This window comes from Luteitalea sp., assembly GCF_022842525.1.
Classification (GTDB): Bacteria; Acidobacteriota; Vicinamibacteria; order Vicinamibacterales; family Vicinamibacteraceae; genus Luteitalea.
Map to the genome: position 1 here is coordinate 1 of NZ_JALHPM010000156.1, position 15,168 is coordinate 15,168.

14 protein-coding genes and 2 pseudogenes are annotated in these 15,168 nt (G+C 69.3%); 7 read left to right on the forward strand and 9 right to left on the reverse strand.

Annotation, left to right across the window (positions count from 1 at the left end; genetic code table 11):
• A pseudogene (locus tag Q0C41_RS31505) lies at positions 1-102 on the reverse strand (squalene synthase HpnC); the annotation flags it as partial.
• A gap of 121 nt (positions 103-223) precedes the next feature.
• Here Q0C41_RS31505 and Q0C41_RS23540 point away from each other — a divergent pair.
• Complete coding sequence (locus Q0C41_RS23540; protein ID WP_291987990.1) at positions 224-913, forward strand: A/G-specific adenine glycosylase; 690 nt, start codon at positions 224-226, stop codon at positions 911-913.
• A gap of 124 nt (positions 914-1,037) precedes the next feature.
• On the opposite strand, the gene Q0C41_RS23545 is transcribed toward Q0C41_RS23540, so the two are convergent.
• Genes Q0C41_RS23545 through Q0C41_RS23555 form a run of 3 tightly spaced genes read right to left on the reverse strand, consistent with a single transcriptional unit; the run spans position 1,038 to position 3,109 of the window.
• Positions 1,038-1,730, reverse strand: a complete 693-nt coding sequence (locus Q0C41_RS23545) for a TMEM175 family protein (RefSeq protein ID WP_291987992.1) — start codon at positions 1,728-1,730, stop codon at positions 1,038-1,040.
• Between the two features lie 3 nt (positions 1,731-1,733).
• Positions 1,734-2,120 (reverse strand): (deoxy)nucleoside triphosphate pyrophosphohydrolase, encoded by a 387-nt coding sequence (locus tag Q0C41_RS23550; RefSeq protein ID WP_291987995.1) that lies wholly within the window; start codon positions 2,118-2,120, stop codon positions 1,734-1,736.
• On the reverse strand, positions 2,120-3,109 hold the full coding sequence (locus Q0C41_RS23555; protein ID WP_291987997.1) for a glycine cleavage T C-terminal barrel domain-containing protein: 990 nt from the start codon (positions 3,107-3,109) through the stop codon (positions 2,120-2,122). Before Q0C41_RS23555 ends, Q0C41_RS23550 begins: the two co-directional genes overlap by 1 nt.
• A gap of 23 nt (positions 3,110-3,132) precedes the next feature.
• Between Q0C41_RS23555 and Q0C41_RS23560 the strand changes: the two genes are divergently transcribed.
• Complete coding sequence (locus Q0C41_RS23560) at positions 3,133-4,821, forward strand: alpha/beta fold hydrolase (RefSeq protein ID WP_291987999.1); 1,689 nt, start codon at positions 3,133-3,135, stop codon at positions 4,819-4,821.
• Positions 4,822-4,940: 119 nt separating this feature from the next.
• On the opposite strand, the gene Q0C41_RS23565 is transcribed toward Q0C41_RS23560, so the two are convergent.
• Genes Q0C41_RS23565 through Q0C41_RS23575 form a run of 3 tightly spaced genes read right to left on the reverse strand, consistent with a single transcriptional unit; the run spans position 4,941 to position 8,795 of the window.
• Entirely contained in the window at positions 4,941-6,287 is a 1,347-nt protein-coding gene (locus Q0C41_RS23565; protein WP_291988001.1) for an ABC transporter permease, read from the reverse strand.
• A gap of 7 nt (positions 6,288-6,294) precedes the next feature.
• Entirely contained in the window at positions 6,295-7,590 is a 1,296-nt protein-coding gene (locus Q0C41_RS23570) for an ABC transporter permease (RefSeq protein ID WP_291988003.1), read from the reverse strand.
• Between the two features lie 5 nt (positions 7,591-7,595).
• Positions 7,596-8,795: an efflux RND transporter periplasmic adaptor subunit gene (locus Q0C41_RS23575; protein ID WP_291988004.1), complete on the reverse strand. Its 1,200-nt coding sequence runs from the start codon at positions 8,793-8,795 to the stop codon at positions 7,596-7,598.
• A 550-nt stretch (positions 8,796-9,345) separates the two neighbouring features.
• Here Q0C41_RS23575 and Q0C41_RS23580 point away from each other — a divergent pair.
• Positions 9,346-10,533: a Re/Si-specific NAD(P)(+) transhydrogenase subunit alpha gene (locus Q0C41_RS23580; RefSeq protein WP_291988006.1), complete on the forward strand. Its 1,188-nt coding sequence runs from the start codon at positions 9,346-9,348 to the stop codon at positions 10,531-10,533.
• A 14-nt stretch (positions 10,534-10,547) separates the two neighbouring features.
• Positions 10,548-10,880, forward strand: coding sequence for an FHA domain-containing protein (locus Q0C41_RS23585; RefSeq protein ID WP_291988008.1), 333 nt, complete (start codon positions 10,548-10,550; stop codon positions 10,878-10,880).
• On the opposite strand, the gene Q0C41_RS23590 is transcribed toward Q0C41_RS23585, so the two are convergent.
• Positions 10,877-11,518 (reverse strand): MBL fold metallo-hydrolase, encoded by a 642-nt coding sequence (locus Q0C41_RS23590; protein ID WP_291988011.1) that lies wholly within the window; start codon positions 11,516-11,518, stop codon positions 10,877-10,879. The two genes, Q0C41_RS23585 and Q0C41_RS23590, sit on opposite strands and share 4 nt — an antisense overlap.
• Between Q0C41_RS23590 and Q0C41_RS23595 the strand changes: the two genes are divergently transcribed.
• Complete coding sequence (locus tag Q0C41_RS23595; protein ID WP_291988013.1) at positions 11,517-12,494, forward strand: threonine/serine dehydratase; 978 nt, start codon at positions 11,517-11,519, stop codon at positions 12,492-12,494. The two genes, Q0C41_RS23590 and Q0C41_RS23595, sit on opposite strands and share 2 nt — an antisense overlap.
• Positions 12,491-13,732, forward strand: a complete 1,242-nt coding sequence (locus Q0C41_RS23600) for an MFS transporter (RefSeq protein WP_291988015.1) — start codon at positions 12,491-12,493, stop codon at positions 13,730-13,732. The genes Q0C41_RS23595 and Q0C41_RS23600 overlap by 4 nt, the downstream gene beginning before the upstream one ends.
• An 81-nt stretch (positions 13,733-13,813) precedes the next feature.
• Here Q0C41_RS23600 and Q0C41_RS23605 read toward each other — a convergent pair whose 3' ends face one another.
• Positions 13,814-14,527, reverse strand: coding sequence for an SDR family oxidoreductase (locus Q0C41_RS23605; protein WP_291988017.1), 714 nt, complete (start codon positions 14,525-14,527; stop codon positions 13,814-13,816).
• Between the two features lie 48 nt (positions 14,528-14,575).
• On the opposite strand from Q0C41_RS23605, the pseudogene Q0C41_RS23610 reads away from it, so the two are divergent.
• A pseudogene (locus Q0C41_RS23610) lies at positions 14,576-15,168 on the forward strand (hypothetical protein); the annotation flags it as partial.

Sequence of the window (15,168 nt, forward strand, 5' to 3'; positions counted from 1 at the left end):
CGGCCGCATCGAGGCCGGCACCAGGCGCGAGGCCACGGGAAAGTTCTCGTAGTGGGCGGCCGCCACCTGCTGGCACCGCGCGTAGGCCTGATCGACGTTCACCGGGCTACAGCGTAGTGCATGGCTCAGGGGTCAGGGCTCAGGGGGCAGGGCTCACCCATCAAGGCTCAGGGCTCAAGGCTCATGGGTCGGCGTTCGGCGTTCGCCGAATATACTGCCCGTCGTGCCACGAAAGACCGGGCCGCTGTTGCCGCTGCCCGATGCCCGCGCCAGACGACGGTTCCGCACCACGCTGCTCACCTGGTATCGCGCCCAGGGCCGTGACCTGCCGTGGCGGAACACCAGCGACCCGTACCACATCCTCGTCTCCGAGATCATGCTGCAGCAGACGCAGGTCGATCGCGTGCTGCCGAAGTATCACGAGTGGCTGGAGAAGTACCCCTCGTTCGAAGCGCTGGCCGACGCGCCCGAAGACGACGTCGTGCAGACCTGGCGGCCGCTCGGCTACAACATCCGGCCACGGCGGCTGCAGTCGATCGCCCGTGAAGCGGTGGCCAGCTACGGCGGCAAGCTGCCGTCCGACGAAGCCACCCTGCTGTCGTTCAAGGGCATCGGCGCCTACACGGCCGGCGCGGTGATGAGCTTCGCGTTCGGCAAACGCGCGGCCATTCTCGACACCAACGTGGCCCGCGTGCTGTTCCGCGTCTTCGTCGGGGAAGGCGAGCCGAAGTCGCACGCCATGCAGAAGCACCTGTGGGAGTTGTCGCGCGCGGTGTTGCCACACAAGCACGTGTTCGACTTCAACCAGGCGCTGATGGACTTCGGCGCCACCGTCTGCACCGCCCGCAAGCCGCAGTGCCTCTACTGCCCGAAACAGAAGCACTGCGCCTATCGCACCGGTGCGTCGACCTGAAGGTCGACGCCTACAATCGCCGGCGGAGCCGTCTGAGCTGGTTCGCGCAGTGCAGCTACCCCTGTGCAGCCGCGATTGAGCGAGACTGCTGGAGCCCTCCGGGCACGACTGTAGCCGCCGACCTTCAGGTCGGCGGGACACTCGGCGGAACGTCCGCCCTCATCAGCCGTGGCACGACGAAACGGTGGTAGGCGAAGTGCGCCGGCCCGATCAGCGCGTAGACGATGCCCGAGGCCGGCAGCCCCACACTCGTGGGCAGCAGGGCGACCAGCAGCAGTGACAGGACGCCTATCGAGACGTATACCAGCGTGGCGCCCAGGTGAACGCGCAGCAGCCGCAGGTCGACACCCGAGTCCGGCACGGCCTTCAGGCACGACAGCGATCGCCAGTGCAGCGCCGCCAGGATCAGGAACAGGGCGATGAAGCCGACCCCGTACATGGCCATGAGCCCGGGCACCTGCGCGTCGCTCACCCCCTCCGGCCTGCCGCCGAACAGGACCCCGTGCGGCCCGATCAGCATCGTCATCAGGAACTTCAGCGGGTAGACGTAGAACAGCACCACGAACAACAGCAGACCGTTGAGCCAGATGGTCGGCCCGTCGTGCACGCCGTAGCGCCTGAAGAAGCCGTGATGTTCCTGCCAGATCAGCAGGAGGATGGCAAACGATGCCGCGAAGGCGGGCAGCGCGCGGACGCTCTGCATCATGTCGGCAAAGGTGCGCGGCACCTCGAGCGACACGACCAGCAGCGTCAGTGCGAAGCCGAAGACGGCATCGCTGAAGCCCTCGATGCGGTTGACGTCGCGAGACACGGGCATGCGTCACCGCCCCTGCGTGAGGAGCCTCACCAGTTCGACGTCGGCCTCCGGAAATGGCAGCGACGACAACTCCGCCCGGGGGACCCATCGCATGGCCTGCCCGAGTTGAGGCACGGGCGCGCCGATCAGCGTCGCCGCGAAGAAATGCAGTTCCACGTGCACCTCCGGATACGCGTGTCGCGAGGTGAGCAGCCGCGGCCCGACCTCCAGACCGCAGCCGAGCTCCTCGTGGATCTCCCTCACCAGCGACGCCTCGAGCGTCTCGCCGGGCTCGACCTTGCCGCCCGGGAACTCCCAGCGGTCACCGAGATGCGCGTCGGAGGCACGTCGCGTCAGCAGGAACGCGCCGTCCTGCTCGACGACCGCCGCGCTGACGATGATCGACCGCATCAGGGCAGGGCGCGGACGGTGGCCTGATGCGTCCCGATGCGGACCACCGTGCCCGGCTCGGTGGCATCGCGGTGCAGCATGGCAATGCCCAGCCACCCGCCCCGGGCCGGCGACCAGCACACACTGCTCACCGTGCCGACGGCCTTCTCGCCGAGATGGACGGCCTCACCCGGCGGCCACGCCGCGACGGTCGGGTCGGCGGGCGCCTGCTCCACCCAGACGAGGCGTCGAGCGACCCGCCCCTGCCCGCGGTGCAGAATCCTGATCACCACTTCCTGCCCGACGTAGCACCCCTTGTCGAAGCTGATGGCCCGGCGCTCGATCCCGGCCTCGAGCGGGATCGTGTCCTCGCGCATGTCGACGCCGAAGCGGGGCCGACCAGCTTCGATACGGGCGGTGTCGACCAGCGTCTCGCTGGCCTGGGTGCCTCTCGCCTGCAACTGCGCGCGCCAGGCAGCGATCTCCACGGTCGGCGCGACGAGATCGAACGCCGGCTCCCCGAGGTCTCGCGAGGCCGCGACGAAGCCGCCGGACGTGCCGACCGCGATCTGGGCATGCTCCGGGAGCGCCTCGAGCGCGTCCTGCGCCAGTCCCGTCATGGCCGCCACCACTCCGCCGGCCGCCGGTCCCATCACCGTGAGGCACCCGAGGGTCTCGCTGACGTCCCTGATCGTGACGTCCTCCATGATCACGAACTGGTCGAGTCGACTCAGCAGGGTCGCGCGGACACCCGCCACGGCCTCGATCAGGAAGCGGTCCCCGCGGTGGAACAGGCGCAGGTCGGCAATCATCCGTCCCTGCGGGGTCAGGTACGCCGCGTACGTCCCCTGCCCCGGCTCCAGCGTCCTGACATCCTGCGTCAGCAACCCCTGCAACCACTCGGCGGCGTCGGGGCCACGCACGTCCAGGCGCGCGTCGCGCCCGCTGCGGTCCATCCACAGCGCGTCAGCATGCAGCGCGCGGTACTCGTCGGCGAAGGTCTCGGTCATTCCGGGGCTGATATCCTGAGCGAATGCGTGTGGTCCTTCGCCATTGTACGTGGCTCCTTCCGCTGGTCGCCGCCCTGCTGTCCGTGACACCAGCAGTGGCCCAGCCTGCCGTGGACGACCAGTGGAACGCGGCGTACCGCATCGTGGTGCAGGGCCGGAACGTCGGCTCCGAGCAGGTCGCCGTGGTGCGCGACGCCAGCGGGATGACCATCCGTTCGTCCGGCGGCATCGCTGGCGGTGGCTATGTGCTGCGCGCCGCAGAGTTCGTCTACGGCCCGACGGGCGTACCCGTCAGCATGCGCACCGAGGCTCGCCTCAAGGACCAGGCGCTGATCGTCGAGACGACGGTGGCCGAGGGCAAGGCCACCAACAAGGTCACGCAGGGCGAGACGGCGACGACGGTGTCGCACGACGTCGCGGCCGACGCCATCTTCCTGCCCAACAACGTCTTCGCCGCCGCCCAGGCCCTGGCCTATCGCGTCGTCACGCTCCAGGCCGGCGCGACCGTGCCGCTCTATGTCGCGCCCCAGGCGCAGGTGAAGGCGACGCTGTCGGCCGTCGGTGACGAACGGATGCAGACCGCAGCGGGCATGTACGAAGTCCGTCGGCACGTCCTGGACCTCGACAACGCCGGTACGCCGATGGTGCTGCTGCTGTGGGCCGAGAAGGCCACCGGGCGACTCATCCGCTACTCGATCACCGCTGCCGGCGTCGACGTGGTGCGCGAGGACCTCACGAGCGTCTTCACGCGCGAGGTCAAGGAGTTCCGCGAGAACGACCAGACGTTGCTGATTGCAGGCGTCGGCTTCAACATCGGCGCCACGATCTCGCGACCGGCCGGCAGGACGGCCCCCGGCAAGAAGGACAAGAACGTCGAGAAGCTGCCGGCCGTCGTGCTCGTCGGCGGTTCGGGCAACGTCGATCGCGACACCATCGCCTACGGTGTGCCCGTGATGGGCCAGCTCGCCGGACACCTCGCCGATGCCGGCTACCTCGTGGTGCGCTACGACAAGCGTGGCGTCGGCCAGAGCGGTGGCCGCGCCGAGTCCGCCACCCTCTCGGACTATGCCGACGACGTGGTGAGTGTGGTGCGGTGGCTGCGCAAGCAGAAGGACGTCGACGGCAACCGGATGTTCGTGGTCGGTCACAGCGAGGGCGGCGCCGTGGCGCTGATCGCCGCGAGCCGCACCGGCGACATCAAGGCCGTGGCCACCATCGCCGCACCGGGCACGAAGGGCAGTGACCTGGTGCTGGAACAGCAGCGCCGCGCCCTCGACGGTCTCAAGATCTCCGACGAGGAGAAGCAGCGCCGCATCGACCTGCAGAAGCAGATCATGAATGCGGTGCTCACGGGCACGGGCTGGGAGGGTGTGCCCGAGGCGGTCCGCAAGCAGGCCGACACGGCGTGGTTCCGCAGCTTCCTCCAGTGGGAGCCGACCCCGGTGTTGAAGAAGGTCGACCAGCCGCTGCTCATCCTCCACGGCGAACTCGACAAGCAGGTGCCCCTGCAGAACGCCGAGTTGCTCAACGGGCTGGCGGCGCAGCGCAAGAAGGGGCCGGCCACGCTCGTCCTCGTGCCCGGCATCAATCACCTGCTGGTGCCGGCGAAGACGGGCGAGGTGGCCGAGTACGCCAGCCTCCAGGCCGCGAAGGTGAGCCCCGAGGTCGCCAAGCAGATCGTCGAGTGGCTGGGGAAACTACCTGGACGCTGACGCTGGCACTGTGAGATTCGAGATGTGAAATTCTCGCGCGCCGGCTACGCCTGGCGCGGCGGAGGCCGGCAGGCCAAGCCGCCTGAAATTCAGCATTTCCAATCTCGCATTGCCACCTTCTACTCGTAGCGCAGCGCCTCGATCGGGTTGAGGCGTGACGCCCGCACCGCGGGCAGCAGGCCCGCGATGATGCCGACGACCATCAGGATCGCGGTGCAGATGCCGAGCAGTTCGAGCGACAGCACCAGATGGATGTCGGTCCGGCGGCTCAGGTCGTCGAGCAGTTCGGCCAGGAACGGCCGCGGGCTGAAGGCCCACACCATCAGCCACGAGGCCACAACGCCGGCGAGGCCGCCGAGGAAGGTGATGAAGAAGGCCTCGCAGAGGAACTGCAGCAGGATCTCGCGCCGGCGTGCCCCGAGGGCCTTGCGGATGCCGATCTCGCGGGTCCGCTCGGTCACCGAGACGAACATGATGTTCATGATGCCGACGCCGCCGATGGCCAGCGTCAGCACCCCGATGAACGTCAGCACCACCTTCAGCCCGTTGGTGATGCCGTTGATCGTCGCCATGTTCTCGACCGAGTCGTTGATGTTGACGGCCCGCTCGTCCGCCGCTTCGAAGCGATGGCGACGCGCCAGCAGCTCGCGCACCTGCCGCAGCGTCTTCTCCTGCTGCAGCGGGTTCATCGTCTGAAAGACGATGGTCGAGACATAGGTCGTGTCCTGCAGCTCGCCCATCGTCGTGTGGGGGATGAAGGCGCAGTACTTGTCCGGCGAGAAGTAGGAGGACATCTGGACCTTGTCCTCCATCACGCCGACGACCTCGAAGGGGCGGTTGGCGATGCGGATGGTCTGCCCGACGGCCTGCTGGGCACCGAACAGCTTGCGCGCGACCTCGTAGCCGAGAAAGACGACACGACGCCGCTCGGCGACGTCCTCGTCGGTCAGCCAGCGGCCCTGCCCCTTGCCGGGACGTTCGCCGCGCATCGACCCGTAAGCGACGTTGACGCCGCGCAGGGCGAACGTCGACGACCTGTCGGCGAAGGTCATCGGCAGGCGGTTCATGTACTCCGGGCTCACCGATCGCACCGCGGGCAGTTCGGCGACGAGCGCCGCATCCTCGGGCTTGAGCCGGATGCGACGACCGGCCCGCTGGCCGCCTGCCTGCATGCTGGTCTGCCCGGGATACATCACGGCGACGCCTTCGCCGAAGGCGTTCCTGAAGCCGACCATCAGCGCCTCCTGGAAGCCGTTGCCGTAGGCGAGCAGCATCACCACGGAGACGATGCCCCAGGAGATGCCGAGCATCGACAGCGCCGCACGCAGCCGGTTGCGTGAGACGCCGTAGCCGGCCTCGCGCACCACCTCCTTCAGCATCTGGAGCGTTCGAGTGCGTCCACGCACGCGCCGTGCGGGCGCGAGCGGCATGGCCGAGTCCAGCGTGGCGATATCCGGGGGGGTCATGGGCGCCTCACATCTCGTACCGGAGCGCCTCGGTGGGCGGCAACTTGGCGGCCTTGCGGGCCGGGAGCGTCGACGACACGACGCCGATGAGGACGAGCGCGCCGAGCGCGAGCAGCGCGTTGGGCCAGGTGATGATCATCCCGGCGAAGCGGATCGGCAGCTCGGCCAGCGTGTTGACCGCCGTGCACAGCGCGACGCCGATGGCCATGCCGAGGCCGCCGCTGAACATCGTCAGGAAGAAGCCCTCGAGGAAGAACTGCCGCTGGATGGCCGCGGTGGTTGCGCCGAGCGCCTTGCGGACGCCGATCTCGCGCGTGCGGTCCTTGACCGCGATCAGCATGATGTTCATCACGCCGATGCCGCCGAGCGCCAGCGTCACCAGCCCCACCACGCGGAAGAAGCCACCCATCGCCGAGATCATCCGGTCGAAGAACATCGTCTGCAGCGAGGTGTCCCAGACGTTGATGGCATCGCGATCGTCGGGATTGAAGGCCTTGCGCCGCGCCAGGATCTCGCGGATTTCGTGCTCGAGCGGCCAGTCGATGTCCTCGACCCGACCGGTGCGCGCCGTCAGCACCGTCGTGAGGTTGTCGATCACTTCCTGCCGCGGCATCACCAGCATCTGGCTGAGGCTGCCGGTCGGCGCGTCGGGGCGCGGGAAGTACTTCGCCATCACCGCGAACGGGATGAAGATCTTGTTGTTGTCGGGACCGCTGTAGTTGCTGTCCTGATCCTTCCGGCGGATGCGCCCGACGATGCGGAACGGCGTGCCGTTGACGAGGATCTGCTCACCGACCGGGTCGCGCTGGCCGAACAGCTGCTGGCACATCTCCCAGCCGATCACCGCGACCTGTGACGCGTTCTGTTCGTCACTCCAGGTGAGCTGCCGGCCGCGGTCCACCTCGATGGTCCGCATGAACATGTAGGGCGGCTCGACCCCGTGCACGACCACCGAGGCCTCGTTGTAGGCGCTCTTGACCTTGGTGCCGCGCTGGATCTCCGGGCTCACCATGCTGACCAGGCGGCCCTGCGCCTTGATCGCCCGCGCATCGTCCACCGTCAGCGTGACGAGGCGCCCGGCGCGCTCGCCGCCGGCCTGCATCGTGGTGCGAGAGCCCCACACGATGCTCATGTTCCGGCCGAACTCGCGCAGCACGGCGTCGTTGCCGCGCTGGAAGCCCTCGCCGAGGGCCGACAGCACGACGATCGACACGATGCCCCACATGATGCCGAACATCGTCAGGAAGCTGCGCAGCTTGTTGGCCCGGAGATTGTCGAGGGCCTGGAAGAAGGACTCGCGCATGGCGGCTACGACGGCAGGATGACGCGGTCGCCCTTCTTGACGCCCTGCAGCAGCTGGGCGCGCGTGCCGTTGCCGATGCCGACCGTGACCGGCACCCGGCGGCGCCCGGTGGGCTCGTTCGGATCGAACAGGTCGACGAACGCCTTGCGCTCGGCGTCGTACGTGATCGCCGCTTCGGGCACGATCAGCGAGTCCGGACGCTGCTCGAGGATGATCTCGGCGTTGGCCGTCATGTTGGCCTTGAGCTCGTTGCCGGGGTTGTCGATCGAGACCTTGACCTCGAAGGTCGTGACGTTGTCCTTCTCGGCCCCCATCGGCGAGATCAGCGTGACCCGCCCGTCGAACTTCTTGTCCTTGAAGGTCTCGACGCTGATGCGCGCCGGCTGCTCGAACTGGACCTGGCCGATGTCGGCCTCGTCGACCTTGCCACGGACGAACACTTCCTTGATGTCACCGAGCGTCATCACCAGCGTCGCGTTGGCGCCGAGGTTCAGGATCGACGACACGGGACTGCCGATCTCGATGTCGCGCGTCAGGACCATTCCGGCGATGGGCGCCCGGATGGTCGCGTTGCGCAGTTCCTCGTCGGCGCGCTCGAGATTGGCGCGGGCCTGCGCCACCTGCGCGCCGGCTTCGGAGACCTTGGCCTGCGCCACCGCCAGCTGTCCCTTCGCCACCTTCTGGCGGTTGATCGCGAGCTCGTAGGCGCTCTGCGCCGTGTCGAACTCGGACTGCGCCACCAGCTTCTGCGTGGCCAGATCCTCGGCGCGCTTGGCCGCCCGTCGGGCGAACTCGACGTCGGGCCCCTCGGCCTCGACCTTGTTCTTCTCGAGCTGCGCCCGCGCCGCCAGCAGCGCCGCCTCGGCCGCCTGCACGTTGGCCGTGGCCTCGCGGACCTGCGCGAGCAGGTTCTCCTTGTCGAGTTCAGCCAGCACGTCCCCGGCCGTGACGATGTCGCCCACATCGACGTGGAGGCGCTCGATGATGCCGTTGGCCTTCGACTTGATCTCGACCTTCGAGATGGGCTCGACCTTGCCGGTGGCCACCACCGACCGCACCATGGTGTCCTGCTCGACCGTCGCGAGCCGGGACGGCTCGAAGGTCGCCTTCGCGGGCGTCATGCCCGACCACGCATACAGTCCAGCGCCGGCCGCGAGGGCGCCAGCGGTGAGCACGCCGAGGCGCTTGTTCATCAGGGTCATCATCGAACTCTCTCCGGACATGGCCGCTGTGGCCGCTTTCCCGAACGCTGTACTTGGACGGAGCGCCTCCGCCGGGAGTTCATCCGCCTTCGCTCGCATGGGATGCCTCGCGAGCTACGGCGGACAGGTCCACGAACACCTCGCGAGCTACGGCGGACAGGTCCACGAACACCTCCCGCGCTGCGGCGGACAGGTCCACGCACACCTCTCGCGCTGCGGCGGCGGGGTTCACGCACGCCTCGCGAGCTGCGGCGGACAGGGCCACGAACACCTCTCGCGTTGCGGCGGACAGGTGCACGCACGCTTCGCGAGCTACCGCGGACAGGTGCCCCCGCGCGCCGCGGCGTCGCGCGAGCACGATGGGCACAGGGACAGCCGGCCCAGTGGGACGGCTCCTACATCACGACCGCTCGATCTCTCACAACGGGAAACGAGTCCGAGGGGTTAACAGGGTGCAGGGCCCGGCCCACGAGCCTCGCCCGCGGCTGACCCTTCGGGGTCGGGGGCGTGCCCGCCGTAGCCGAAGGCGAAGGCGGGGAGTACAATCCGGCGCATGGTCATCGGGATCCCGCGCGAACTGGTGCCCGGAGAAGACCGGGTTGCCCTCGTCCCTGGCAGCATTGCGCCCCTGGTCAAGTCAGGGGCAGAGGTCCTCGTGGAGCAGGGCGCCGGCGTGCGTGCCGGCTGTCCGGACGACGCCTATGTCGCGGCAGGCGCGCGACTCGGATCGCGCGATCAGGTGTTTGCCGAGGCAGACATCATCCTGCAGGTCCGGACCGCCGCGGCCGCCGGCACCTATGGTCTCGCCGACGTCGAACGGCTGAGTTCGAAGCACACCGTCATCGGATTCGCCGATCCACTCGGGGCCCCCGACGCGGCGCGGGCGATGGCCGCGAAGGGCGCGACCGTCATCTCGATGGAGCTGATCCCGCGCATCACGCGTGCCCAGAGCATGGATGCGCTGTCGTCGATGGCCAACATCGCCGGCTACAAGGCCGTGCTGCTGGCCGCCGCCACCCTGCCGCGCATGTTCCCGATGATGATGACGGCCGCCGGCACCATCGCGCCGGCCCGCGTCTTCGTGATCGGTGCCGGGGTGGCCGGGTTGCAGGCCATCGCCACCGCCAAGCGACTCGGCGCCAAGATCGAGGCCTACGACGTCCGCGCCGCCGTCAAGGAACAGATCGAGAGCCTCGGCGCCAAGTTCGTCGAGCTGCCGCTCGACACCGCCGCGGCCGAGGGCCAGGGCGGATACGCCGCGGCACAGGACGAGTCGTTCTACCGTCGTCAGCGCGAGACGATGGCGCGCGTCGTGGCGCACAGTGACGTGGTCATCACCACGGCGGCCATTCCCGGCAAGAAGTCCCCGGTGCTGATCACGGCCGACATGGTCGCGGCCATGACGCCAGGCTCGGTGATCGTCGACCTCGCCGCCGAGCGCGGCGGCAACTGTGAGCTGACCGTCGCCGACGAGACGATCGTCGCCCACGGCGTCACGATCCACGGGCCGACCAACCTGCCGGCCACCGTGCCCTTCCACGCCAGTCAGCTCTACGCCAAGAACCTCACCACGCTGCTCGCTCACCTGCGCACCAAGGAAGGCGCGCTGGTGATCGACCAGGCCGACGAGATCACCCGGGAGATCCTCGTGACGCACAAGGGTGAGGTGATCGCCCCGCGTCTGCGGGAACAGCTCGGTCTCCCGCCGCTGCCCGCGCCCGTGGCGGCCGCCGCCGTCTAGGTCAACGCATACCGATGTGGATTCTTCGCACCGTGCAGGGGCATGAACCGGCCCTCACCTTCCGGTTGATGCCCGGCACCATCAAGACGCTCGGCCGCGCCGTCCGCGCCGACTTCATCGTCGACGCGGCGATGGTGTCGCGCCTGCACTGCCGTCTCACCGCCCAGCCGACCGGACAGCTCGAGGTCGAGGACCTGCAGAGCACCAACGGCACCTACGTGAACGGCCGACGTGTGCACAAGGCGACCCTGCTGCCCGGAGACACGCTCCGGGTCGGGCGCGTCGACCTCGTGCTCGTCCACGCGCCGCTCAACCAGGTGGAGACGACGCTGGAAGTCGGCAGCTAGGGTTTCAGGAACGGGTTGGTCCGACGCTCGTCCCCGATCGTCGTCGCCGGCCCGTGGCCAGGGTGGACGCGACACGCGTCGCCCAGCGGAAACAGCACCTCGTGCACCGACCGCAGCAGCGTGGCGTGATCGCCACCCGGCAGGTCGGTGCGCCCGATCGAGCCGGCAAACAGCGTGTCGCCCACGAACAGATCCTCGGCCGGCTGACCGACCTGGCCGATCTGCAGGCACACCTGTCCCGGGCTGTGGCCGGGCGTGTGATGCGCGTGCAGCGTGCACTGGCCGAACGTCCAGTGCGGCTGTTGGTCGAACCAGGCGTCGATCGGCGGCTGGGCGCGCATCTTGATCCCGAAGGCAATCCCCTGCTGCACGGCCCGTTCGTAGAGGAACAGGTCGTCCTTGTGCAGCACCAGCGGCACGGGCCATTCCGCCTTGGCCTCGTTGCACCCCGAGATGTGATCGAGGTGGGAGTGCGTCAGCATGATGTAACGCACGCTGACGCCGGTTCGGCGGACAATGGCGATGAGCTGGTCGACCTCGTGCCCCGGGTCGATGACGATGGCCTCGCCGGTCACGGGGCAGGCCACCACATAGCCGTTCTTCTCGAACGGCGGTACGGCACACGATTCGATCACCATGTCGGTCTCATTCGATCACGTCCAGGCGGCGTCCCGCCGCATCGCTCCCTACATCCGTCGCACGCCCCTGGTGCGCGCCGACGGCCTCTCCGAGGCCACGGGGCGTGAGGTATGGCTCAAGCTCGAGACCCTGCAACACACCCGATCCTTCAAGCGCCGCGGCGCCTGCAACGCGCTGCTTGCGCTGGCCGAGCGGACACCGTCGGGCCGCGACGCCGGCGTCGCCTGGCCGCCGATCGTGACGGCGTCGGCCGGCAACCATGGCGTGGCGATCTCGAGCATCGCGCGTGAGCTCGGCGCGACGCTGACGATCTACGTCCCGAAGGACGCCCCGCGCGCCAAGCTGGATCGGCTGCGCGGGCCGGGCATCACGATTGTCGCCGACTGCGTCGACTACGACGACGCCGAAGCACGCGCGCTGGCGGCCGCGGCCAACGGCGACGGCCTCTTCATCTCGCCCTACAACCACCCCGACATCATCGCCGGGGCCGGCACCGTCGCGCTGGAGATCCTCGACGCCCTGCCCTCCCCCGGCGCCATCGTCGTGCCGACGGGCGGCGGCGGGTTGCTCGCGGGCGTGGCGATTGGCATCGATGGACGTGCCCCGGTGATCGGCGTCGAGCCGGCGGTGAACCCGGCGTTCACGGACGCGCTGGCCGCGGGCCACACCACGACGATCACACCGGGCGAGTCCCTGGCCGATGGGCTGCTCGGCAATCTCGAGCAGGACGCCGACACCTTCACGCTGGTGCAACAGCATCGCGTGCCGGTGCGGACGGTACCCGAGCCGTTCGTGGTGGAGGGCGTCCGGGCGCTGTTCGCGCACGAGCGCCTCGTCGCCGAAGGCGCTGGCGCCATCGCCGTGGGCGCGCTCCTGTCCGGGGCGCTGGCCGAGGCGGCCGATCCGATCGTCCTGCTCGTGACCGGCGCCAACATCGACGCCAGCACCCTGACGCGGGTCCTCGGCGGCGCATGACGTTCACGGCGCTGCTGCTCCACAACCCGCAGTTCCGGCGCCTCTGGATCGCGCAGGTGGTGAGCCAGCTCGGCGACTGGTTCAATGCCGTCGCGGTCTACGCCCTGCTGCTCGACCTCACCAACTCGGCGACGCTGGTCGCCGCCATGATGGTGGTGCAGTTGCTGCCGCTGGCCCTGGTGGGGCCGATCGCCGGCGTCGTCGTCGATCGGATGTCGCGGCGGACGCTGATGATCGGCGCCGACCTCGCGCGGGCCGTGTTGTTCACGGGCCTGATCTTCGTGCGCTCGGCCGATCAGATCTGGCTCGCCTTCGTCCTGGTCTCGCTCGGCGTCGTGGCGACGGCGTTCTTCGAGCCGGCCCGCACCGCGATGCTCCCGGACGTGGTGCCCCGCGAGCACCTCATCACCGCCAACGCGCTGTCGGCCGCGACCTGGGCCGTGATGCTGGCCATCGGCGCCTCGGTCGGGGGCGCGATCACCGTGCTCGTGGGCAGGGACGCGGCCTTCGTCTGCAACGGACTGTCGTTCCTGGCCTCGGCGCTGGCGCTGCGCGGGTTGCACGTGCACGAATCGCATCACACCCTGCACGCGCCGGGCGCGGACGTCCGCGTACGTGATGGACTCCACTACCTGCGGGCCCATCCGGCCACCATCGCCCTCCTGAGCATCAAGGGCGTGTGGGCCGTGGCCGGCGGCATGATGCTGTTGCTGACGGTGTTCGGCCAGCGGGTGTTCGTCGCGGCACCGGGCGAGACGGCGGCGCGCGGCATCGGGGTGCTGTTTGCCGCACGCGGCGTGGGCGCGATTGGCGGGGCGCTGCTGGCACGCGCGGTCCAGGGCGTCGACGCCGCGCGCCTGCGGTCACTCGTCCCTTGGGCGTACGGGCTCGCAGCCGTCGGCTACATCGCGCTGGCGAATGCGCCGACGCTGCTCGTCGGCGCCCTCGCGGTGGTCTGGGCGCACGTCTTCGGCACCCTCCTCTGGGTGCTCAGCACGGTGCTGCTCCAGCTGGCCGTGGACGCCCGGGTGCGCGGCCGCATCTTCGCGCTCGAACTGGCGCTGCACACCCTCGTGTCGGCCACCGCGATTCTGTTGACGGGCATCGGCCTCGATCGCCTGCACATCCCGCCTCGCACGCTGGCGACGACGCTGGCCGTCTTCTTCCTGGTGCCGGCGGTCGCCTGGGCCGTGGCGTTGATGGCAGAGCGGCGGGGCGCGATCAGTCCGCCGACGTGATGTGTCGCTGACCGCCGACCTGAAGGTCGGCGGCTACAGTCGGCGGCGGTGCCGTCGAACACCGCCACGCGTCGACACGCTCTATTTCGGCTTGCTGGGGCGGATCTCGACACGGCTCGGCAGGCTGCGCGCGCTGCTGCCGAGCAGGTCGAACACCACCTGCGCCACATCGTCTGCCGACAGCTTCCAGTCGTGCTCGGGCGCGTCTCCGCCCGCCGAGAAGGCGGTCTGCACCGATCCGGGCATCACCGTCGACACGCGAATGTTGTCCTTGCGCACCTCGAGCATCAGCGACTCGGCAAAGGCATTGAGCCCGGCCTTGGACGCGCAGTAGGCCGCGCCCCCGGCGAACGAGTTGCGCCCCGCGAGGCTGCTGATGTTGATGATCCAGCCGCCACCGCGCTGCTTCAGCGCCGGGATGACCGCCTTCGAGCAGAGGAACACGCCGGTCAGATTGGTCGCGATCAGCCGGTGCCAGTCCTCGGCCGCCATGTCGGCGACGTTGGCAAACGTCCCCACGCCCGCGTTGTTGATGAGGGAATCCACACCGCCGAACCGCTCGGTCGCGGTGCGGATGAGCGCCTCGGCCACCGCCGGGTCGGCGACATCGCCCTGCACGACCGCCACGTTGGCGCCGAGTTCACTCACGACCGCGTCGAGATCGCTGCGCGACCGACCGGACACGACGACCCGGCCGCCGCGGGCGACGAAACCACACGTGAGGGCCAGACCGATGCCCCGGGAACCGCCCGTGACGATGGCGACGTGTCCGTCGAGTTGAGGCTTGGATGTCATGCCCTTACACTACCGGGGTCGCGCGGCGCACGCCACGCCCAACATTTCATGCCCTTCGTCGCCATCCTCGGAGCCGGCCCCCTCGGGGGGGCGCTTGCCTATGCGCTGGCCTCGCGGAGCCGGTTCGACGAAGTTCGCCTGATCGACCCCGAGAAGACCCTCGCCGCCGGCAAGGCGCTCGACATCCTGCAGTCCGGCCCCGTCGACGGCTACAGCACCCGGGTCTCCGGCAGCGCGTCGCTCGACGATGCCAATGGGGCATGGGTGACGGTGCTGGCCGATCCGGTGCAGCCGGATCCCCTTGCACAGCTCAAGGACCTGCACCGCCGCTCGCCCGGCGCCCTCGTCGTGTGCGCGGACGCGTCGCATCACACGGTGCTGGCCCGCGCCGTTGCGACGGGTGCAGTGCCACCGGACCGTCTGGTCGGGACGGCGCCGACGGCGATGGCCGCGGCAGCCCGCGCCCTGATCGCGCTCGACGTCGACCTCGGTCCGTCGCTCGTCCACGCGGGCGTGCGACCGACGGCCGACGGCCGATGTGCCGTCGACTGGCACCGCACGGTCATCGACGGCGTGTCCGCCGAGCTGGTGCTGCGCCGCGAGCGGCAGGTCGCGCTGGACGCTCGGCTGGCGGCGTTGTG

Coding starts and splice junctions, on each gene's coding strand:
- Q0C41_RS23545 (WP_291987992.1), bottom strand. CDS start 1,730: ATGCCCGTGTCTCGCGACGTCAACCGCATCGAGGGCTTCAGCGATGCC.
- Q0C41_RS23550 (WP_291987995.1), bottom strand. CDS start 2,120: ATGCGGTCGATCATCGTCAGCGCGGCGGTCGTCGAGCAGGACGGCGCG.
- Q0C41_RS23555 (WP_291987997.1), bottom strand. CDS start 3,109: ATGACCGAGACCTTCGCCGACGAGTACCGCGCGCTGCATGCTGACGCG.
- Q0C41_RS23560 (WP_291987999.1), top strand. CDS start 3,133: ATGCGTGTGGTCCTTCGCCATTGTACGTGGCTCCTTCCGCTGGTCGCC.
- Q0C41_RS23565 (WP_291988001.1), bottom strand. CDS start 6,287: ATGACCCCCCCGGATATCGCCACGCTGGACTCGGCCATGCCGCTCGCG.
- Q0C41_RS23570 (WP_291988003.1), bottom strand. CDS start 7,590: ATGCGCGAGTCCTTCTTCCAGGCCCTCGACAATCTCCGGGCCAACAAG.
- Q0C41_RS23575 (WP_291988004.1), bottom strand. CDS start 8,795: ATGATGACCCTGATGAACAAGCGCCTCGGCGTGCTCACCGCTGGCGCC.
- Q0C41_RS23580 (WP_291988006.1), top strand. CDS start 9,346: ATGGTCATCGGGATCCCGCGCGAACTGGTGCCCGGAGAAGACCGGGTT.
- Q0C41_RS23585 (WP_291988008.1), top strand. CDS start 10,548: ATGTGGATTCTTCGCACCGTGCAGGGGCATGAACCGGCCCTCACCTTC.
- Q0C41_RS23595 (WP_291988013.1), top strand. CDS start 11,517: ATGTCGGTCTCATTCGATCACGTCCAGGCGGCGTCCCGCCGCATCGCT.
- Q0C41_RS23590 (WP_291988011.1), bottom strand. CDS start 11,518: ATGGTGATCGAATCGTGTGCCGTACCGCCGTTCGAGAAGAACGGCTAT.
- Q0C41_RS23600 (WP_291988015.1), top strand. CDS start 12,491: ATGACGTTCACGGCGCTGCTGCTCCACAACCCGCAGTTCCGGCGCCTC.
- Q0C41_RS23605 (WP_291988017.1), bottom strand. CDS start 14,527: ATGACATCCAAGCCTCAACTCGACGGACACGTCGCCATCGTCACGGGC.